The 21,512-nt window shown below is 58.7% G+C and carries 7 protein-coding genes and 6 pseudogenes; 3 read left to right on the forward strand and 10 right to left on the reverse strand.

Features of this window, described 5'->3' with window-relative positions; all coding sequences use genetic code 11:
• Nucleotides 1-3: 3 nt before the first annotated feature.
• The 7 genes and pseudogenes from NLY42_RS00990 to NLY42_RS01020 form a co-directional block, all read right to left on the reverse strand.
• Complete coding sequence (locus tag NLY42_RS00990) at nt 4-1,200, reverse strand: acyl-CoA dehydrogenase family protein (RefSeq protein ID WP_023756223.1); 1,197 nt, start codon at nt 1,198-1,200, stop codon at nt 4-6.
• Between the two features lie 107 nt (nt 1,201-1,307).
• Nucleotides 1,308-2,087 carry a carnitinyl-CoA dehydratase gene (locus NLY42_RS00995; protein ID WP_023756222.1) on the reverse strand — a complete coding sequence of 260 codons (780 nt, stop codon included), beginning with the start codon at nt 2,085-2,087 and terminating at the stop codon, nt 1,308-1,310.
• A complete protein-coding gene (locus NLY42_RS01000) occupies nt 2,080-4,158 on the reverse strand; it encodes an acetate--CoA ligase family protein (protein WP_031245064.1) in 2,079 nt (692 codons plus the stop codon). Before NLY42_RS01000 ends, NLY42_RS00995 begins: the two co-directional genes overlap by 8 nt.
• Before the next feature lie 966 nt (nt 4,159-5,124).
• The gene (locus tag NLY42_RS01005; RefSeq protein WP_023756614.1) at nt 5,125-6,162 is read right to left on the reverse strand and encodes an IS110 family RNA-guided transposase; all 1,038 of its coding nucleotides are present in this window, start codon (nt 6,160-6,162) and stop codon (nt 5,125-5,127) included.
• A 120-nt stretch (nt 6,163-6,282) separates the two neighbouring features.
• Nucleotides 6,283-6,748, reverse strand: a pseudogene (locus NLY42_RS01010) (IS5 family transposase); the annotation flags it as partial.
• A gap of 292 nt (nt 6,749-7,040) precedes the next feature.
• Nucleotides 7,041-8,081 carry an IS110 family RNA-guided transposase gene (locus NLY42_RS01015; RefSeq protein ID WP_023756615.1) on the reverse strand — a complete coding sequence of 347 codons (1,041 nt, stop codon included), beginning with the start codon at nt 8,079-8,081 and terminating at the stop codon, nt 7,041-7,043.
• Nucleotides 8,082-8,183: 102 nt separating this feature from the next.
• Nucleotides 8,184-8,570, reverse strand: a pseudogene (locus NLY42_RS01020) (transposase); the annotation flags it as partial.
• Between the two features lie 170 nt (nt 8,571-8,740).
• Between NLY42_RS01020 and NLY42_RS01025 the strand changes: the two are divergent.
• A pseudogene (locus tag NLY42_RS01025) lies at nt 8,741-9,777 on the forward strand (IS110 family RNA-guided transposase).
• 284 nt (nt 9,778-10,061) lie between these two features.
• Here the strand turns inward: NLY42_RS01025 and NLY42_RS31935 are convergent.
• The 3 genes and pseudogenes from NLY42_RS31935 to NLY42_RS01040 all read right to left on the reverse strand — a co-directional run.
• Nucleotides 10,062-10,969 (reverse strand): annotated as a pseudogene (locus tag NLY42_RS31935) (IS110 family RNA-guided transposase); the annotation flags it as partial.
• Between the two features lie 74 nt (nt 10,970-11,043).
• A pseudogene (locus NLY42_RS01035) lies at nt 11,044-11,604 on the reverse strand (IS110 family RNA-guided transposase); the annotation flags it as partial.
• A 231-nt stretch (nt 11,605-11,835) separates the two neighbouring features.
• Nucleotides 11,836-12,597: a class I SAM-dependent methyltransferase gene (locus NLY42_RS01040; RefSeq protein WP_032903405.1), complete on the reverse strand. Its 762-nt coding sequence runs from the start codon at nt 12,595-12,597 to the stop codon at nt 11,836-11,838.
• A gap of 1,010 nt (nt 12,598-13,607) precedes the next feature.
• Between NLY42_RS01040 and NLY42_RS01045 the strand changes: the two genes are divergently transcribed.
• Nucleotides 13,608-20,681, forward strand: a complete 7,074-nt coding sequence (locus tag NLY42_RS01045) for a hybrid non-ribosomal peptide synthetase/type I polyketide synthase (protein WP_031245046.1) — start codon at nt 13,608-13,610, stop codon at nt 20,679-20,681.
• 497 nt (nt 20,682-21,178) lie between these two features.
• Nucleotides 21,179-21,485, forward strand: a pseudogene (locus NLY42_RS01050) (co-chaperone GroES).
• Nucleotides 21,486-21,512: the final 27 nt, after the last annotated feature.

The following is a 21,512-nucleotide window of genomic DNA, read 5'->3' on the forward strand; positions in this document are numbered from 1 at the left end:
CCATCAAAGCCCGAGAACCGCTTTTGCGATGATGTTCTTCTGAATCTCACTGGATCCCGAATAGATCGACGCTGCACGGCTATAGAAATAGGTGGGGGCGATCTTCGCGGCCCACATCGGAAGGATTGGCGGCTGGTTGCGGCTCCCAAGTTCCTCATCCGGGATGTAAGGCAATGCGTTAGGTCCCATTACAGCCATGAGGAGCTCTGCGGCGGCCTGCTCAACTTCCGAGCCCTTCAGCTTCAGGATGGAACTTGCGGGGGCCTGCACTCCTTGTTGCTGCTTCGAAGCATTTGCGATTGCGCGGAGTTGAGTGATCTCAAGTGCTTTTAACTGAACTTCGAGTTCGGCGACCTTTTCACGAAAAGAGGGTTGATCGATAAGTCGCTGGTCACCGACATAGGTCTGGGCCGCAAGTTCCAGAGCGCGCCGCATACGCTCCTTGGAAAGGCCCACGCCAGCATCGCCGAACCGCTCGTTACTGAGCAGATACTTGGCGTAGATCCAGCCGTTGTTCTCTTCGCCAACCAGGTTCTCGACCGGGACGTAAACACCATCAAATAGTACCTCACTGACTTCATGATCGCCATTGATTAGCTGGATCGGGCGTACAGCGACGCCCGGCGATTTCATGTCGATGAGAAGGAAGGAGATGCCTTGCTGCTTCTTCACATCGGAATTGGTCCTTGCCAGACAAAAGATCCAGTCGGCGTAGTGCGCCGATGATATCCAGATCTTCTGGCCATCGACGACGTAATGGTCGCCATCGCGGACTGCCCGCGTCCTAACTGAGGCCAGGTCGGAACCAGCTCCCGGTTCCGAAAAGCCTTGGCACCACCAATCACTTGCGTTAGCGATGCGGGGCAAATAGTACTGTTTCTGCGCCAGATTGCCAAAGGAGTAGATGACTGGACCTACCAAGTCCTCACCCATACCGAACTTCACTAACGCTGGAAAGGAACGCACCTCCTCTTGGAAAATGTACTGCTGCACGAGGGTCCACCCTGCGCCCCCATATTCCTCAGGCCAAGTTGGAACACCTTTCTTGTAAAGGATCCGCGTTCCAGCCGCGATCTCCTCTTTCGACAATTCTAAGCCTTCCTCCAATTTTCGGTGTATTTCCGGGATCATATTGTCGTACAAGAATCTGCGCACCTCCTCCCGGAAAGCGTTATCACCTTCTGTGAACATAAGATCCATGTTTCGATACTGCCTCTCTAAACAATAGTTGCGTCTGCGAAGCTATCGCCTCGCTTCGTGTGTGTGTGTAGGATGGATCATCTGGAGGTAAGTATTACCTATGAGCATTATTTTCCCTTCCAGACGGGATTGCGCTTCTCGGCGAAGGCACTGGGACCTTCAAGTTTGTCCTCTGACCGATGAAGATTGTCGACGGTCACCAGCTGATTGCCTTTCACGCGGTTTATCGCGTCCTGAAAGCTGAGGGCTTCCGCCACGCGCGCCGTCTCCTTGATCGCGGCGAAGACCAGCGGCGGGCCGCCGGCTAAAAGCCGCGCAATTTCCCGGACGCGGTCTTCAAGCTTCTCTCTGGGCAGCACTTCGTTGACCAGGCCCCAGCGATGCGCCTCGGCCACGTCCATCCAGCGGCCGGTGAGCAGGAGGTCCATGGCGACATGGTATGGGATGCGCTTCGGCAGTTTGATCGTCGCCGCGTCGGCCAGCATGCCGGCACGGATCTCGGGCAGCGCGAAGGAGGAATGGTCAGAGGCATAGATGAGGTCGCAGGAGAGCGCCAGCTCGAAGCCGCCGCCCACCGCCATGCCGTTGACGCAGGCGATGACCGGCTTGTTGAGGTCGCGCAGTTCCTGCAGCCCCCCGAAGCCGCCGACTCCATAGTCGCAATCGGTATCGCCGCTTGCACCAAACTTGAGGTCCCAGCCGGCACAGAAGAATTTGTCGCCAGCGGCCTTCAAAATGGCGACGCGGAGTTCCGGATCGTCGCGGAACGCCATGAAGGCTTCACCCATGAGGCGGGATGTTCGCGGGTCAATGGCGTTGGCCTTGGGCCGGTCGAGGGTGACTTCGAGGATCGCGCCTTCGCGGTGGGTGATGATGACGTCAGCCATTCTTCTTTTCTCCAAGCACCAGCAGGGCATCCGCGATCCAGGCGCCCCTGCCTTCCGCGCACACGATCAGCGGATTGATGTCGAGTTCCTCAATCTCACCGGCATTCTTCCGCACGAAAGCGGCAATGCCGGCGATGGCATCGACGGCGGCCCCGACATCCGCCTTCGGTCCGCCACGATAGCCCTCCAATAGCGGATAGAGCTTCAGCCCCCGCAGCGCCGCCTCGATGTCGTGGTGCGTCGCCGGCAGCATCAAGGTTGCGCTGTCGCGCAACAGCTCGACCAAAACGCCGCCGGTACCCACCGTCATCACCACGCCGAACATTGGGTCACGGGTGAATCCAACGATCAACTCGGCGACGCCGTCTCGCACCATGTGCTCGACATAGAGGCCAGTGCCGAGCGGCAGGAGGTCATGTGCGGCATTGTCCACGGATTCAGCATCCTTGAGGTTCAGCCGCACCGCGCCCACTTCCGACTTGTGGGCGATGCCCAGCGCCTTCAGCGCCACAGGGAATCCGAGAGCCTGGGATAAGCTGGCGGCCTCGACCGCGTTGTTCGCTCGCTCGCCCTTTGGTACCGGCAGGCCGGCTTTGATCAGCCTCTCTTTGCCTTCAGCTTCGTCGGGTGTGAAGCGCTCGGTGCCGCACCTTACCGTGGTGTGGACTGGCTGCGCGAACGGTTCGCGCCAGGCGTTGCCGATGAAGGCTGCGGCCTGTGCGGCCTCCATAGCTTCGGGGATACCTAACAACGGCGCGACGCCACGAACGATCAGTCGGTCTGCGTGCTCCTCCGGCAAGTTCTCGGGTATCGAAGAAACAATGGCGCCGTTCGCCTTGTGGGCCTTGAGCGCGGCTTCAAAGGAACGCAATGTTGCCAAGCCCCACTCGTCGACATTCAAACAGCGGTCACGACGCGGAAAATCGATGACCAAAATGTTGAGGTCGAAGCCGCCGGACACCATCGCGGAGAAAGTGGCCGTCATTGCCGGTTCGTTGTTCCAGATGAAGGTATGGTAATCTAGCGGGTTGGCAACCGCCACCAAGGGCCCGAGCGTCGATTCCACACGGGCGCGATGATCAGGTGACAGTACGGGGAAATGCACCGAGCGCCCTTCAGCGCAGTCGGCCATTATGGAGGCCTCGCCGCCCGAACAGCTCATTGACGACAGCCTGCAGCCTGGCAGCGGGCCGGTTATGTGTAGGAGCTTCAACGCCTCGATAAGGGCTGGAATGGAATCAACGCGGGCGACCCCCAGTCGCTTTAGAAAGGCCTCAGAAGCAGCGTCCGAGCCGGCGAGCGAGGCGGTGTGCGATACGGTTGCCTGCCGTGCCTGTTCTGAGCGGCCGACCTTCATAGCGATGATCGGCTTCTTCAGCTCGCGGGCTTCTGCCGCCAGCCTCTCGAAACCGGCGACCGAGTCAAAAGCCTCGATGTGTAGGCCAAGGGCGGTGACGCGCTCGTCCTCGATCAGGTCGAGCGCCATTTCTGAAAGGCCGGTCTGCGCCTGATTTCCGGCCGTCACCAAGAAGGCGAGCGGCAGACCGCGCCTCTGCATAGTTATGTTGATAGCTACGCTAGAGGACTGTGTGACGATGGCGACACCCGTGCCGTCTATTGCCAGTTTGACACCGCCATGGTTGTCAGGCCACAGAAGCGCACCGTCAGCATAGTTGATGAGGCCATAGCAGTTCGGGCCGATAATAGGCATCTGGCCGGCTGCGGCAACGAGTTCAGCCTGCAGCCTCTCACCATCCTCGTCATAAGCGCCGCTCTCTAGAAATCCTGCTGCATAGCAAACGGCCCCGCCGGCTCCACACTCGGCCAAAGCCTTCACGACTTCGACCGTGAGGTAACGATTGACACCCACAAAAGCAGCATCAGGAGCACCGGGCAATTCGGCGACTGAACGGTATGCCCTGTAGCCATCAACATCAGCCTTGTTTGGATGCACAGGCCAAATCTCGCCAGAAAAGCCAATTCTGCTCGACTGAGTGACGACACGAGCCGCCTGTTTGCCGCCGAATACAGCAATCGATTTGGGCCGCAGAAGTCTCTCGAGTTTTTGCATGATCGTTATCTTTTCGTTGAAGCGCGTTTTCCGAGAACCGGATTCAGGCGTCGCGGCCTATCGCCGAAATGACCTCGTTAAAGATTCTGTACCAATCGTCATGGTCACCTCCGCTAGTTGTGGGCGTGCCGTCAAAGACGCATCTACAGTTGGTCGCAAATGGCGTGCCATCCTGACGACCCAGCTGCGGCTTGACGCTTAAGTATGCCAGCAGACCTTTGTTCGCACTTGCTTCTCTACTCTTGCCTCGAGTCAAGCTGAGCACGAAACGCAAAAGTTTTGGCTGCAATTCCTCTGTTCGTCTTGCGACAGTTTCGTTCAATGGCGACAGCTTTTTGCTTGCTATGTATCTCGACATTGAGGAAATTATGCAGCGGCACCGTTCGGTGCATCGCCTTCATATGGTCACGAGTGAGGTCGGGAGTGCCCTTGGATACGGCTCAGCCTCGTCGTTATGGCCGGGCCGCGCCTGGCCGATGGCGAGGTGCGCCAGCTTCCAATCAGTCGGGCAAAGCGATTTCGCAAGGCTTGGAGATCCGACGAACCGTCGGATGCCGTCTCCGGATTGGAAGCTTCCTGCTTCTTGCTGCAGCACTTCGCGACTTTGTTGAGTTCATATCGAGCGCGATGCTCGACCTGCGCTTCACCCGACGCTTTGCCGCGCTTCTCTATTCAACGTGCTAAGAGTCCTCTCTGATTGGGGTGGTTGAGGTCAAGGTGCTCCTGTACTTTTTTCCTGGCCGTTCCGCAGGTCACTCGCTTCTCTTCGCGGTCGGCGCCTTGGCCGCCGCATGATGGGGTCAGGAGAGCGAGGTGTCTCAATCTGTTTCACGACCTTGCCGGGTTTAGCGGCAGGTTCGGGTCTCTCAACGAGATCGCCTCGCCCATCGTCCCCACGGAACGATCTGGACATCGCCCGTTCGGGCGAAAGCTCCTTTCCTAACTCCTTCGATGTTTGCGGCGGGTTCACGCCGCCGGGGTAGCAATTTCCTTTCCAACGCGGAATTCGGTGGCGTCGGCCCACATCCGGTGCAGGATGACCGCCAACTTACGGGCCACCGCCACACGCGCCCGCGCCATGCCACGGCGCTTGGCGACATTCATGCCCCATGCCCTCAGGCTCGACCATTTCTTCGAGCGTACGAGCAGCGAATGCGCTGCCTCGTAGAGGGCCGTGCGGGCGAGTTCGTCGCCGCAGCGACTGATCCTGCCCTGGATGTCGGTCTCACCCGATTGGTAGCGCGCGGGCGTCAGCCCCAGATGCGCCCCAACCGCTTGGCTGGAGCCGAACCGCTCCGGCCGGTCGATGGTGGCGCGGAAGGTGAGCGACGTGATCGGGCCGACGCCGGGCGCCGACATCAGCCGCCGGCAGACCTCCTCCTTGCGCACGATGTCGAGAACCTGCCTGGTCAGCCGGGCGAACTCCTTGAGCATGGCGCCGAGGATCGCAAGCAGCGGCTCGACCATCGCCATCACTTCGGCGTCGGCGCCGACCAGCTCGCGCACCCGCCCGGCAAAGGCGGACCGCGACGGCAGGCCCAGCTTGACGCCGGCTTCGCGCAGCATGGCACGCACCACGTTCTCGATCGTGCGCATTTCGTTGAGAACCGTCCGGCGGGCGACCAGCAACGAGCGCCACAGCCGGCATTGTCTGCTCTTCACATGCACCTGCCGGTACCAGCCGGTGCGCATGATCTGCGCCAGCGCGCGGGCATCGTTCCTGTCGGTCTTGTTCGGCATCGTCTTCATGGCCGCATTGGCAGCCCGCGTCTCGATGCAGATCGCCGGCAGCCCTTCGGCGCGCAATCCGTCGTGAAGCCATGCCGTCAGTGAACAGGCTTCCAGCCCGACCCGCTCCAGCACCAGGTCGACTTTACGCAATGCCTCGGCCAAAGCCTGCGGCTCGCTCGCCGCTCGCGCCTCCTTCATGATGCGACCGCTCTCATCGACGACGCAGATCGCGGTCTCTTCCAAAGACACGTCCAGTCCGGCAAAGTACTTCATGGCTGCTCCTTCCCGATGTTTGTGGCGATTCCACATCGACCACGTTCTCACATCACGACAGGAGCAGCCGCCCTCTTCCGGCGTCGGCCGAGACCCCAATCACCCCATCTGTTTTGAAAATCACGGATGAGCGTTTCGGCGGATCAGATTGCCGCCCACTGCGACGAGGATCATTGCGTGAGAGACGTCGATGCGCTGCTCGTAGTCGCGCACTAGGCGGCGCCATCGGGTCATCCAGCCGAAGGTCCGCTCGACGACCCAGCGGCGGGGCAGCACCTCAAAGCCCTTCTGGTCGTCGGATCGACGGATGATCTCGACCACGAAGTCGAGATAGGTGGCTTTGTCCATGAGCTTCAGCCGGTCATAGGCGCCGTCGGCGAACAGATGGCTTGACCCAGGGCCAGCGCTTGCGGATACCATCCAGGATCGCCTGAGCGCCGGCACTGTCGGAGATATCGGCGGTGGTGAGATTGACCATCAAAAGCCGTCCATCCGTATCGACGGCAATGTGTCGCTTGCGGCCGACAATCTTCTTGCCGGCGTCGTAACCCCTTGTTTCAGCTTGCGGAGCCTTGATCGACTGGCTTCCCTATTCGGCGGTTTAACGTCAAGCACCTCCTAGCTCTTTTTCGCTTTGCCGGCATTTGGACGTCTTTCGCGGGGCCTTGCTTCTCTCCGGGATCGGCGCTCTGGCCCTGCCCTCTATGGGGGTTCAGAAGAATGGGTGGAACAATCTGTCGAGCGCCTTGATTGCCGATGATGGGCAATCGAGCCAAGCCAGTCGACGAACTCACCTCATCCTCGTCCCGCGAAGGACAGCTTTCCACCGATGGGTGGAACTCGTGTCGTCCCCGTCTATCGGGGCGATGTTTAATTGTTCAGCCGGCGACCGGCTTGATTTCCGTCCTGGTCCAGCGGAACTGTGTGCCGTCGCTCCAGATGCGATGCATGATCACCGCCAGCCGGCGGGCGAGCGCAACGATGGCTTTCTGCTGGCCGCGCCGCTTGGCGACGTCCATCGCCCAGGCCTTCAGCCAGGACCATTTCGTCACCCGCGTCAGCAGGGTCTGCGCGGCCTCGTAGAGCAACGTTCGCATCATGCCGTCGCCGCATAACGAGATCCCGCCCACCCGGCGGCTTTCGCCCGATTCATGGAGCGCCGGCGTCAGGCCCAAAATCGGACCGACCGCCTTGGAGTTGCGGAAGCGGGCGGGGATATCGATCGTCGCGGTGTAGGCCAGCGACACGACGGGGCCGACACCGGGGATCGACATCAGCTGGCGGCAAACCTCATCATCCCGGACGATCGCCAGAAGCTTGCGGTGCAGGGCGGCGTAATTCTGGCGCAGCTTGCGGCGCGCGTCGAGCAACGGTTCGACGATCTCGACCAGATCGGGCATGCCTTCGGTGAGCTCGCGGATCCGCTCCTCAAACTTGACCGCACCGACCTTGCCAACCTTGAGACCGAAGTTGCGCAACAGCCCGCGGATGTCGTTCTCGATGGCAATCGCCTTGTCCTTTAAGAGCTTGCGCGCCGTCAGCAGCGCCCGGCGCTTCTGGCTCGTCAGGGTCTTAACATGCACCGGGCGGAACAGATTGACCCGCATCATCTGCGCGATCCCGCGCGCATCATTGCGGTCGGTCTTGTTCACCTGCGCCTTCAAGAATGCCTTGGTGTGACGTGTCTCAATGCAGATCATCGGCAGGCCGGCTTTGGCAAGGCCTTCGAACAGCCATTGCGACAAAGGTCCGGCTTCAAGCCCGACGCGTTCCAACCGCCAGGCGGGATCCTTGAGCACCCGCGCAATATCCTCGGGATGGGTCAGCACCTTCACCTCGCGGCACACTGTGCCCATTTCGTCGACGATGCAAATTGCGGTCTCCTTCACCGAGACGTCCAATCCTGCACAGTGTTTCATGCTACGCTTCTCCTTCCTGATGGCTTGTGGCTGTTCCAGGGAACCGACCACGGTTTATCATCAGCTCGAAGCGCAGCACCTTGATGGCGTCACCGCCAAACGATGAGGCTCAAGCCGAATACCCCATCTGTCGATCACGCCAGCCGTGGGACTGGCCTCGCGCCCAGCTCGCTCGCGATCCAGCATCCGCGCCACGTCGTGGATGGTCTGAAACAGAAAGCGCCGCGCCAATTCGCGGAACCAGCCGTAGACCGTCTGCCAGGGCCCGAAATGGATCGGCAGCATCCGCCAACCGCAACCGGAGCGGACCAGGTAGCGCACCGCGTTGACCACCTCCCGGAAATCAACCTCGCGCGGACGCCCGCGACGCCCAGGCTTGGGCATCAGCGGTGCGAACTGCTCCCACTCCTCGTCCGTCAAATCAGACGGGTAGCGCTTGGTCTTCTTGGCAATCTGGGCCATCCGGCCACGGCTCTGCTCTGTCCACATCCACAGCTTGAATCATAACCCAGCCTCAGACGGAACCCATAGCAAGCCGATTTTCAAAACAGATGGGGTGATTGGGGTCTCGGCCGACGCCGGAAGAGGGCGGCTGCTCCTGTCGTGATGTGAGAACGTGGTCGATGTGGAATCGCCACAAACATCGGGAAGGAGCAGCCATGAAGTACTTTGCCGGACTGGACGTGTCTTTGGAAGAGACCGCGATCTGCGCGTCGATGAGAGCGGTCGCATCATGAAGGAGGCGCGAGCGGCGAGCGAGCCGCAGGCTTTGGCCGAGGCATTGCGTAAAGTCGACCTGGTGCTGGAGCGGGTCGGGCTGGAAGCCTGTTCACTGACGGCATGGCTTCACGACGGATTGCGCGCCGAAGGGCTGCCGGCGATCTGCATCGAGACGCGGGCTGCCAATGCGGCCATGAAGACGATGCCGAACAAGACCGACAGGAACGATGCCCGCGCGCTGGCGCAGATCATGCGCACCGGCTGGTACCGGCAGGTGCATGTGAAGAGCAGACAATGCCGGCTGTGGCGCTCGTTGCTGGTCGCCCGCCGGACGGTTCTCAACGAAATGCGCACGATCGAGAACGTGGTGCGTGCCATGCTGCGCGAAGCCGGCGTCAAGCTGGGCCTGCCGTCGCGGTCCGCCTTTGCCGGGCGGGTGCGCGAGCTGGTCGGCGCCGACGCCGAAGTGATGGCGATGGTCGAGCCGCTGCTTGCGATCCTCGGCGCCATGCTCAAGGAGTTCGCCCGGCTGACCAGGCAGGTTCTCGACATCGTGCGCAAGGAGGAGGTCTGCCGGCGGCTGATGTCGGCGCCCGGCGTCGGCCCGATCACGTCGCTCACCTTCCGCGCCACCATCGACCGGCCGGAGCGGTTCGGCTCCAGCCAAGCGGTTGGGGCGCATCTGGGGCTGACGCCCGCGCGCTACCAATCGGGTGAGACCGACATCCAGGGCAGGATCAGTCGCTGCGGCGACGAACTCGCCCGCACGGCCCTCTACGAGGCAGCGCATTCGCTGCTCGTACGCTCGAAGAAATGGTCGAGCCTGAGGGCATGGGGCATGAATGTCGCCAAGCGCCGTGGCATGGCGCGGGCGCGTGTGGCGGTGGCCCGTAAGTTGGCGGTCATCCTGCACCGGATGTGGGCCGACGCCACCGAATTCCGCGTTGGAAAGGAAATTGCTACCCCGGCGGCGTGAACCCGCCGCAAACATCGAAGGAGTTAGGAAAGGAGCTTTCGCCCGAACGGGCGATGTCCAGATCGTTCCGTGGGGACGATGGGCGAGGCGATCTCGTTGAGAGACCCGAACCTGCCGCTAAACCCGGCAAGGTCGTGAAACAGATTGAGACACCTCGCTCTCCTGACCCCATCATGCGGCGGCCAAGGCGCCGACCGCGAAGAGAAGCGAGTGACCTGCGGAACGGCCAGGAAAAAAGTACAGGAGCACCTTGACCTCAACCACCCCAAATCAGAGAAGGCTCTAAGCCAAAGGCTTCGAGGATCCTGCTTGCCCGCTGCTTTGCCGAGCGCAGCGCGAGCGCCATGGATCATCAATGTGCGCAGATAGCGATCGCCGCGCTTGCTGATGCCGAACAGGCGGGCTCGCCCTCCACTGGATCGTTGTTTCGGCACGAGACCGAGCCATGCCGCAAACTGGCGGCCGTTCTTGAAGCAAGTTCGATCACCTACGGCAGCGATCAACGCTGTCGCGGTCACAGGGCCGATACCTTCGATCTTTCCAAGCCGCTGACATAGTTCGCTGTTGCGAAAGAGCTCCCGAACCCGCCGATCATAGGATGCAATGCGTTGGTCCAGTTCGGCCAACTCCGCTTGCACTTCTCGTATCAGCACCCGCACCAGTTCATTGAGACCATCGTCGCTGCTCCCCGTAATATCAGCAAGGGCCCGGCGCAGCCGTGGGATGTCGCGGGCAATGACCCCTCCATGCTCGGCTAGAAGCCCACGAACCTGATTGACGAGCTTGACCCGATCTGCAACCAGACGGCTGCGAATGCGATGAACCGCTTGAATTGCCAATTGATCGGCTGATTTCGGCGGAACAAAAACGCATCGTCGGCCGGCCAACGGCCAACGGCTTCGCAAATCGCTTCAGCGTCATTCCGGTCATTCTCGTTGGACTTGACGTATGGCGTCACGAACTGAGGGCTGATCAGCCGAACCTCGTGGCCGAGATCGGAAAGCACCCTTGCCCAATAATGCGCTCCGTTCGAGGCTTCCATGCCGACCAGACATCGTGGCAGGTTGGCGAAGAAGCGGGCTACCGCATCGCGGCGTAACGTTTTGCGCACGACGACTTTCCCGTGGCAGTCGACACCGTGAACCTCGAAGACGTATTTCGCTAGATCCAGACCTATTCGAACGATCTGCATGACATCCTCCTTCGTTGCAGTTGGCGTTCGAGATTTCACCTCGCCTGGAGGGCGGGGTCCATACCATTGGCACCCATCAATTTGGCGTCGACGTCTTTCAGATGTGTTTGCAGCTGCGCATATTCCTTGGCATGGAGCGCGAACAGCTCCCGCGCTAAATCCGGTAGCGTCTTATCTGCCGCGATACGATCGAGCAGCGGTTCGATCTTGCACATCCCCCTGGCAGCGATCAGCCCGTATTCTGCCGCATAGCCGCGGATCGCATTGGCGAGCTGCGTGCGATTGCGGATCAGCCGGTCGCGCAGGCCAACCAGGATTAATGCCGCCTGTTGTTTAGCGATCTTGACCGGCACAAACCGTGTCGTCGGCCGGCTCATCGCCTCGCACAGCGCTTCGGCATCGGCCGCATCGTTCTTACCGCGCTTGACGTACGGTTTGACATATTGAGGAGGGATCAGCTTCACCTCATGCCCAAACGATTGCAGCAGGCGTGCCCAGTGGTGCGAGCCCCCGCACGCTTCGGTCGCAACCACTGTCGACGGCAGCTTCTCAAAGAACGCCACCACCTCCGGAGAGTCCAGCCGCGCGCGCCGATCGAAGGGAACGTCCGGGAGCACGGTAAGATGCTGTTGCATGAAGGGGTTGATCCTACGGCCGCATCTTTGCACGCAAAACTGGCGCAGTCCAACCCATCACGTCGCGGGTTGAGGAGTTCGGGATTCCCTGGCCAGAATTCGGGGCAAGAGGTGATCAGAGACCCCAAATGGGGCAAGGGAAGTGACGCCTTGCGCTTGGGACGGGCATCGGCGGGCAAGACCTTAGAAAGCGATTCCGTCCATTGCCGATGAAGGCCCACTTGTTACTTATTATTTGCTCGCGAGAACCACGAGGCGCGGGCCGTAGGGTGTGAACTCGCTGCCGTCCTGCCCATAAGCTTCAATAGTCTCGAACCCCGCGTTTCGTAACATGCGAACATAATCAGAAAATCCATAGTGTCTGACAGAAAGACGCGTTCGTCGAACGGATCCATTGCGGACGACGATCCTCTCGGAATTTCGACGATCGGTAAGCGCGTCGTACTCTATTGTATCGATTCTTATATCATCATTACACTGCACGACCTCGTAGGTAGGCCACTTGTCGCGTAGTAACGCGAAGCGGTTGAGTTGATCGATTAGCAGACGCCCCCCTTTTCGAAGTGAAGAAGCGGCTTCGTTAAGAACTCTCTCATTATCAGCTTCCTCGAAATAACCAAACGTCGTATACCACAGAAAGGCGGCGTCAAAGCGTTCTCGCCAGGGAATGGAACGTATATCGCCAAGAATGTAGTCAACGCGTACTTTGCGTTGTGCTGCATCTGCTTCTGCTTTTTTTAAAACGACTGGCGAGATGTCCAGGCCGGTTACCCGCGCTCCTTTTTCCGCCAATCGGTTGGTGATCCGCCCATAGCCGCATCCTAGTTCAAGCACTGAGCTGCCTTGCCCAAGTGAAAGAAGCTCCCAAATTGCTGCTACTTCCCGGTCGCTTTTCTCCGGCGGATTTACCGCGTCGCTAAAATGCAGGTAATCTTCACTGAAGTAAGTTTCAAGCTCGGACAGTGAAGCTGGGGAGCCCCGATCATGTTTCATTTTATTTTCCATCTCTCAGTTTCTGGGAGGTAAGCTTTGCAGGCCCTGTCGTATTGGCGTGTACTTGGCTTCGTAGCAGCCCTACTCTCATGCGATCAGCCGAGGGACCTGCCGCAGACTCACTTCTCCCGCGTCCCCGCGTTGGGATTGTCCAAGACAACGCCTGAGGATTAGAGCCACATGACGAAGGCGAACGCCAGGCCCATTGGTATTTGAACCCTGCGCAGCCGCAAGCCTCGGCCATGACGCGAAACCCGCCGGTTCGCTGGCGCGTGAAAGAGCGGTCTGGCGGCGGCAACAGCGTTGTCGGTGAGCGCAATCATGTTTGGATTTCTCCTCATTCCGTACGTGTTTGCAGATCACACTGCATAGACCGTGCCAAAAGGAAAAAATCGGGTCAAAACAAGAGTTCGAGCTAACAATGCTATTTCGCATGTCTGACATTCGTCGGATATCGGACAGAGCGGACGCGCTCGGTTACCTGGATTCTTCCGCGTGGAACCAGAATTCACACACATTTTGCCGCTTTCCGAACAGCCGAAGTCCGACAAATGTCAGACGTGCCACATAGCAATTTCAAGGCATCCTTTGGCAGAGGGTAACAGTGCAGGGTCATCCGCAAACGCGCCCCGACTGCCTGCATGCATCACATGCCCCTGCCGGATCAGCGCAACGGTCAAGTCGTTTGGCCGGTCACACTCTGCTGCGGCCTTGGATGGCGCCAGTCGTTACTGAGCAGGAGCCAGTTCTACGCTGCCGAGGGCTGGCAATGTGTCAGATATATAAAGTCATTGGAACCATCGCGACCAGCTTGATGCTCGCCGAACCTCTCTACGATTTTTTGTTTCCGAATTAATAAGACCAGTCGTCTGAAATTGTAACATTGAGGGAATATGTATCTGGTTACACAATAGGTTAATATTTGTGAATGGTATAATTCATGGACAATTCAAACCATTCAAGAAAAAAGCGCGTAGTGTACTCCGCACAATCAACGGCTGGAGAAAGCAATGGACTACGTCACCCGTCCGCTCTCGCATGGCCAAATGGGCCTTTGGCTGCATCATCAAAAAAGGCCAACAGGTAGCGAATACAATCTACCGGTAGAGATGCGCATAAGGGCACCGTTCGACATTGATGCCTTGCGGAGTGCGCTCCAAGCATTGATCGACCGCCATGAAATGCTGCGCACGACCTTTCACCAGGAAGGAGAGCAGGTCGTGCAGCGCATTCATGAGACAGTCTCTCTGAGCTTTCATGTCGTTCAGCTGCAAGGTGCCGAAGAAGCAGAGTTCCATAAATCTATCGCGGCGGAAGCTCGCTCACCTTTCGATCTGGAACATGGTCCGGTGTTTCGCGCTCACCTGTTCATCCGCAGTGCCACGGAGGAGACTCTCCTCCTCAATTTCCATCACATTATTTCCGACGCCTACAGCATTCGCACCTTCCTACGAGAGTTCGGCAGGTTCTACCAGGCGTGCTGCGGCAAGACGGACATGCCAAGTCTTACCACACCGGCTCCTTACGAGGATTTCGTAACCTGGCAGGAACGCCTTCTTGCCGGCGACGACGGAGAACGCATGTGGGCCTACTGGCGCAGCCAATTTGCCGACCATCAGCTCGACCTAGGCCTTCCGACCGACAGAGCACGAGGCGCGCTTGCCACGCACACCGGTGCAGTTGTCTGCCTGGATGTTGAGACGCCACTGGTTGCGCGCTTGGAGGGACTGGCGCACAAAGAAAAAGTAACGCTGTCCACCGTTCTGCTTGCTGCCTACTATGTCCTGCTGCATCGTTATGGCGATCAGGACGACATCACACTCTACGCGCCACGCCTCGGTCGTCCGGCGGGAAATTTTTCGGGGATCTTCGGCTACTTTGTGACTATGGCTGCCCTACGGCAGGATCTTTCCGGAAATCCCATTTTCCTCGACCATTTGCAGCGGGTGCGACACCTGATGCGTAGCGCGCGCAGCAACGAGTATTTTCCTCTTCCACTGCTCCTAGAGAAGCTCAAGCTCCCCGCTGCACCAAATCGCAATCCGCTCGCGCAAGCAGTTTTCAACTTCACTCCCGAGGCGGTGAGTTCTCTTGGCTTCACGCCATGCGACGTCGACCTCTCCGGTTTGCCTGCGCAAATCCGATTTTGTGAGACCGATATCTGGATCGATCTTGATTTCCGAATCCTGGCTGGAAAGGAAAGCCTCCGCCTCCACGCCGTATACAATGCCGATTTGTGGGATCGCAGCAGCATCGAGCGGCTGGCGAAGCACTATTGCTTGTTGCTTGAGGCGATTGCAGATGCCCCCGCACGACGGATAGGAAACTATAGTTTTGTCACACCTGAGGAAGAGCACCAGCTTCTGCACGGCTGGAACGAGACAGCTGCACCTTTTCCGTCCGACATTTGTCTGCACAACCTGATCGCCGAGCAGGCCGCCACTTACCCGGACAATATCGCTGTCAGCTGCGCATCTGAGGCACTCAGCTATACTGTACTTGAGCAAAGGGCAAACAGGCTTGCCCGTCATCTAATTTCAAAAGGTGTCGGCCTCGGAGACGTGGTCGGCGTTCTCGTTGAGCGTTCGTGCGATCTCATTGTCGGGTTCCTAGCGGTCCTGAAGGCGGGGGCCGTCTATCTTCCTCTCGATCCGCGCCTGCCACCCCAGCGCCTACACTTCATGGTGCGGGACGCTGAAGCCACTGCAGTGATCAGCAAGGCAGAGCTTACAGAACAGACGTTCGGGAAAGCCCTATCAGCGCAAAACATTGAATGTGCGAATGGATGCGCGGTAGTTCTCCTCGACAAGGACCGCACCGAAATCGCTCTGCACGAAGTCATGCCTCCGCACTGCCCCGCCCGCCCCTCCGATTTGGCTTACGTGATCTATACGTCCGGTTCCACGGGTCAGCCGAAAGGCGTGATGGTTGAACATCGAAGCGCCTGCAACATGGTGGAGGATCTAAGACGCACCTATCAGCTGGGGCCGGATAGCCGGGTATTGCAGTTCGCTTCCTGCGGATTTGATGCATCGCTTTTCGATTTTATGCTGGCTTTGTCCTCGGGTGGTCGATTGTGCTTGGCGCCCCCGTCGGCATCGCTGCCCGGAGCAGAGCTGGTCGAATTCATGCGCTGTGAGCGCATTACCGCTGCCGGTCTTACGCCGACAGCGTGGATCTCTTTGCCGTCGACTGATCTTCCTGATCTCACTGTGATCAAGTCAGGTGGAGAGCCCTTGCCGTCGAGCCTCATTGAGCGGTGGGGGGAGAAGCGCCGCATCTTCAATTCCTACGGGCCTACCGAAACGACCGTCTATTGCATAAGGACCGAGGTGAAAGCCGAGGGGCAAAAGCCACCCATTGGGCGCCCCGCCATCAATACTAAGGCTTATATCCTCGATCGCTATGGTAATCCGGCACCGGTTGGCGCAATCGGCGAGCTCTACATCGGGGGCGTCGGCATAGCCCGCGGCTACATCAATCACGATGAACTCACGCGGGAGGTTTTCCGGCCAAACCCGTTCGATGATGAGCCGCAATCCAGGCTCTATAAAACTGGGGATCGGGCGCGCTATCGGACAGATGGCAGGATTGAGTTCCTGGGCCGGAAAGACGGACAGATCAAGGTTCGCGGCATGCGGGTCGAGCTTGCCGAAATCGAGCAGTGTCTGATGGAGCACGAGAACGTCAAAGCGTGCTGCTTCACGCCGGCAGACCGTCTCAACGAAAATGCGAACCTAATAGCGTACGTGGTTAGGCGACTGGACAGTTCGGAGGATACCCATGAACTTCAGGCTTTCCTGCGCGCCGCGCTGCCTGGCTATATGATTCCCTCACAGTTCGTGTTCCTTCCACAGCTACCGACCAATCGCAGCGGGAAGATCGATAGGCGAGCTCTTCCCGAGCCGAGCAAAAACACCTCGACATCAAAGGCCGCAACTTTACCGACCCATGGATTGCAGACTGAAGTGGCTGACATCTGGAAGGACATTCTGAAAGTGGACTCCGTTGGCGTCGATGACAATTTCTTCGATGTTGGTGGACATTCCCTGGCCATTGTCCAGGTTCAGGCGCGTATCCACGATCGTTTGGGCATTAATTGCAAGATTCTGAATCTTTTCGAGCACCCCACCATAAGAACGCTCGCAGCGCACTTGGCCGCAATTCCAAGCGCTCGTCACCCCGCGCAGGATTTAACGAAACCAATTGCCTTGGCCTCAATTGAAAACGAGCCCAACCAGGACCGCAATGCTGTTGCGATAATCGGGATGGCGGGCAGGTTCCCGGGGGCGGAGAACGTCGATCAATTCTGGAGCAATCTGGCCAATGGCATAGAGTCCATCGCAGATCTGGATGAGCAGACATTGCGAGAAGCTGGCGTTGATCTGAATACTTTTGGCAAGCCTAATTTTGTGAGGCGCGAAGCCGTCATCAGCGGAGTTGATCTGTTTGATGCAGCGTTTTTCGATCTCTCGCCTAAGGAAGCAGCGTGGATGGACCCGCAACAGCGGATGCTGCTGGAAACGGCGTATCAGGCACTCGATCATGCGGGATACGGATCGCGCGAGACGGCCGAAAGCCGTGTCGGTGTCTTCGCCGGCGTGGGTGCCAACCACTATCTCCCTGAACGTGAAGCAGGCCGCGGCCTGCTGGATTCAGAGAAGTTGCAGATCCGCATTCTTAATGGCTGCGATTTCACGGCGACGCGCATCGCCTATAAGCTCAACTTGACCGGCCCGTGCGTGTCAGTTCAGACGGCCTGCTCCACTTCGCTAGTTGCAGTCCACCTCGCTTGCCAGAGCCTGCGCAACAATGAGTGCGATATGGCACTGGCAGGCGGTGCATCGATTTCCCTGCCCCATGGAAAAGGCTATCTCCATCAACAAGGGCACATTTTGTCTCCTGACGGCCGCTGCCGTGCGTTCGATGCTAAAGCACAAGGAACGGTGAGAGGCAGCGGAGCAGCAGTCGTCGTTCTCAAGCGGCTGAGCGATGCCTGTAGAGACGGCGACTATATCTGGGCAGTCATAAAGGGGACCGCCATCAACAATGATGGCGCCGGCAAGGTAGGCTTCACTGCCCCCAGCGCCGACGGACAGGCTGCTGTGATTCAAGCTGCCCTTACCGATGCTGATGTCTCTGCCGACACTATTGGTTATGTGGAGGCGCACGGTACGGGAACCTATCTTGGGGACCCCATCGAAATCTCCGGCCTGACCAAGGCCTTTCGTTGCCACACAGCACGGAAACAATTCTGCGCAATAGGTTCGGTCAAGACAAATGTCGGCCATCTCGACGCCGCAGCGGGCGTAACGGGATTGATCAAGCTTGCCACAATGCTGAACAGGGGCGTCATTCCCGCTAGCCTGCATTTTGACAAGCCCAACCCAAATATCGATTTTCAGGAGAGCCCGGTGTTCGTAAACAAGACCTGCACCGCTTGGCTCAAGGGCGATGAGCCAAAGCGCGGTGCGGTCAGCTCATTTGGCATCGGTGGCACGAATGCGCACGTGATTCTTGAGGAAGCTCCGCCGCAGAGTGGTGAAGAAAGCGGTCGCAGGCTGCACGTCTTTCCAGTATCGGGGGCGAGCAGGCCGGCACTGAACGAAATGCTTCGGCAACTGGCCGGCTTTATGCGCCAAAGCGATGTTCAGCACCGGGCAGCACAAATCGCTTATACGCTGCAAAAGGGTCGAGCCGCTCTCAGATATCGCACAAGTTTCGTGGGATCCGGTCTGGTGGAACTAGCCGACCAAATCGACCAGGCGGCACTGCAGGCGGGCGCGACGCGAGAGGTGTCAAGCAGTGAACGCATCGTATTCATGTTCTCCGGCCAGGGCGGGCAGCAGATTGGAATGGGTCGGGAGCTCTATGAAGAAGAGCCGGTATTCCGCGCCGCCATCGACGAATGCGCAAACTGGCTTGATCAGCTCGCACATATTGATTTCCGCCCCCTGCTCTACTGCGAAGGCAAATCTGATGGCGAGCTTGAACCTCAGCTGGAAGCCGTCATACAGCCTGTCATCTTTGCTACGCAATATGCAATGACGAAGCTCTTCATGTCGTGGGGCACTATCCCTGCAGCTGTGATCGGCCACAGCATCGGCGAATATGCAGCCGCTCATTTTGCGGGCATTATCTCGTTACCTGATGCTATTCGACTGACGCTGATAAGAGGACAGTTGACGTCGCGTGTGCCTGCCGGCGGGATTGTTGCAGTCAGCCTGTCGCCGGAAGAGCTCCAGCCCTATTGGAACGAACGCCTTTCATTGGCGGCAATAAATGGTCCACGTCAGTGCGTCGTTTCGGGGGCCGCATCCGAGATCGAAGCGTTTCATGAGCGATTGGAGGCGAGATCGATTGCGAGTAAACGAATACGTGCAAGTCATGCCGTGCATTCATCCCTACTCGATGCAATCCTGCCGGAGTTTAAGATTCATGCAGGGCAAGTCGATTTGCACGCGCCGCAAATGCCCTTCATGTCAACGGTGCTCGGTGACTGGCTTGAGCCGGACGTGCCGCTCGATGGCAACTATTGGGTCCGCAATCTGCGAGAGACGGTGCAATTCCATCAGGCCTTCGATCGGCTGGTGCAATCGGGCCACGAGTTCTGTATTGAGATGGGGCCTGGTGCAGCCCTGACGGGACATTCCAAGCGGTCCAAGTCAAAGATCAACCTGCATAGCCCGATCGCCTTTGCGGCCTTGCCAGGAGGCGATCATGGGCAAGGTGATCGCCTGAGACTGTTACAAATACTGGGCAAGCTTTGGGCCTGCGGCGTTCGCATTGATTGGTCTGGCCTGCACGACCATCACCCCCCACAGCGCACCCCTCTCCCGCCTTATCCTTTTGATCGCAAGCATTATTGGCTGGATGCGGTCGCCAGCAAAGAGGGCAGACAAAACGCCGATTTGAATGAATCTGATACTGCGGCCATATCCGTCGATGCCCCGACTGGAAGCGATGAAGCACGCAGCCCGATTGTGATTCAGATGTCCGGTGAGGCAGCTTTGGACCGCCAAATTGCGGCGGTCTATCGGGACATTTTGGGCTTGGATGACGTTGCCTTGACCGACAGCTTCTTTGATCTTGGTGGCGATTCGTTGAGCGCCTTAAGCGTCATCGATCGCATCGAGCAGCTCACGGGAGAGAGATTGGCTGTCAACCTGCTGCTGGAACACCAGACTCCAAGAGGGCTCGCAATAGCCCTCTCGAAGACCGGTGGAAGCACGCGTCCGAGCGCACTAGTGCCGATACAAACCGGCGGTTCGCGGACGCCTCTGTTTTGCCCCCACCCTTTTGGGGGACATGTACTCCTATATACGCCTCTTGCTCAGGCACTTGGCCCGGAGCAGCCGCTCTTCGGCCTGCAGGCGCGCGGTCTGAATGGTGAGGCAAGACCTCACCTGAGCATTCCGGAGATGGCGCGGGAATACGTAGAGGCTATCAAGAGCGTTCAACCGAGCGGCCCCTATCAGCTCGCCGGCTTGTCTATGGGCGGTAGCATTGCTTGGGAAATGGCCTGCCAATTGCGCGACGCTGGTGACGAGATAGCGATACTTGGGCTGCTCGATGCCAAAGCAACTCACAAGGATGAAGAGCACACAAGCGGCCGGTATCATCGCCTGCTCGGCAAGCGCCGTATTCCTGACTGGGTGAGTGAGCAAGCAGTCATATTGAGCGTCCTTTTTCCTGCGCTGAAGAAACATTGGCGAAAACTGAAATCCATCAAACGTGAGCGTCAGGTCACTGTCTTGCTCGAGCTCGGAAGGCAAGCAGGCAACCTCCCCGCCATCAGTGACACGCAGCTCGATAATATCCTGACAGTTGCCGAGGCAAATAGAATTGCGCTGTGTGATTACACGCCTCGGCCCAACGACAGCAGGTCCGTTCTTTTTGCAGCCATTAAAGGGCTACGCGCATCCATGAATGAACCTAATGGTGATCTTGGGTGGAAGCAATTCGCGCGAGGCAGCCTGGAAATTCATAAGGTTCCAGGTGATCATTACACGATGGTCGCTCCGCCACATGTGAGGGTCCTGGCGAAGAGGCTCAAAGGATATCTCAATCGAGAGGACATCTAACTTAACTTAAGCAGCGATGCCGGCAGCACGCTCACAAGAAGCATTGGTCAACCCGCGCACCCAAGCACGAGAGCACCAACCGCAGTAGCACGTGCGATCCAGAGCCCGCCAATACGCTTAACGGTCAGCAGTTGTGACCGACAATCTTGATCTAGCCGACCTGTTGCAATCGGGCGGGGTCCACACATGGCCATGTGGCATCCCGGCCCGGCAGCTCGCCGCGCGGCGCTCGCCGACACGGCCCGATCGAGCGGGCGGTGACCGAAACCGGACGTATGTCACCCGCGATCTGCCTTGGCCTGCGGGAGTTGGGGTCAGCTTGGTGTGTATCGATGCCCGCCAGGCGCACCAGAGCCTCAAGGAGCTCCAGGGCTCGCGTAACTGGCAAGAACGGGCTTCTACAAGGAGGTTCATGTCAAATCGCCGGGGCGAGCACGGTGTACGCAGCATGATCACCGCTCCGGTCATCTGGTGGAGGCCCGTGTCGGCTCGACAACATGATCGGTGGGTTGCGCGCCACCTTCGGGTATAAGCCGGGCGACCGCGTGGTCGTTCGCCGCGTCGAGTCCGAATCACACCGCCGGCGGGATCATCATCCCGGACACGGCAAAGGAAAAGCCGCAGGAAGGCGAGATCATTGCTGTTGGCTCGGGCGCCCGTGACGAAGCTGGCAAGTTGGTCCCCTTGGACGTCAAGGCCGGCAACCGCATCCTGTTCGGCAAGTGGTCGGGCACCGAAGTCAAGCTCAATGGCGAAGACCTTCTGATCATGAAGGAATCCGACATCATGGGCATCATCGGCTGACACGCCGCCGCCTTTCACCCGCACCAT

The organism is Mesorhizobium sp. C372A (assembly GCF_030323245.1).
Lineage (GTDB): Bacteria > Pseudomonadota > Alphaproteobacteria > Rhizobiales > Rhizobiaceae > Mesorhizobium.

What these genes read in the sequence shown, in the direction of transcription:
- NLY42_RS00990 (WP_023756223.1), bottom strand. Translation starts at nt 1,200, where the DNA reads ATGGATCTTATGTTCACAGAAGGTGATAACGCTTTCCGGGAGGAGGTG.
- NLY42_RS00995 (WP_023756222.1), bottom strand. Translation starts at nt 2,087, where the DNA reads ATGGCTGACGTCATCATCACCCACCGCGAAGGCGCGATCCTCGAAGTC.
- NLY42_RS01000 (WP_031245064.1), bottom strand. Translation starts at nt 4,158, where the DNA reads ATGCAAAAACTCGAGAGACTTCTGCGGCCCAAATCGATTGCTGTATTC.
- NLY42_RS01005 (WP_023756614.1), bottom strand. Translation starts at nt 6,162, where the DNA reads ATGAAGTACTTTGCCGGACTGGACGTGTCTTTGGAAGAGACCGCGATC.
- NLY42_RS01015 (WP_023756615.1), bottom strand. Translation starts at nt 8,081, where the DNA reads ATGAAACACTGTGCAGGATTGGACGTCTCGGTGAAGGAGACCGCAATT.
- NLY42_RS01040 (WP_032903405.1), bottom strand. Translation starts at nt 12,597, where the DNA reads ATGAAACATGATCGGGGCTCCCCAGCTTCACTGTCCGAGCTTGAAACT.
- NLY42_RS01045 (WP_031245046.1), top strand. Translation starts at nt 13,608, where the DNA reads ATGGACTACGTCACCCGTCCGCTCTCGCATGGCCAAATGGGCCTTTGG.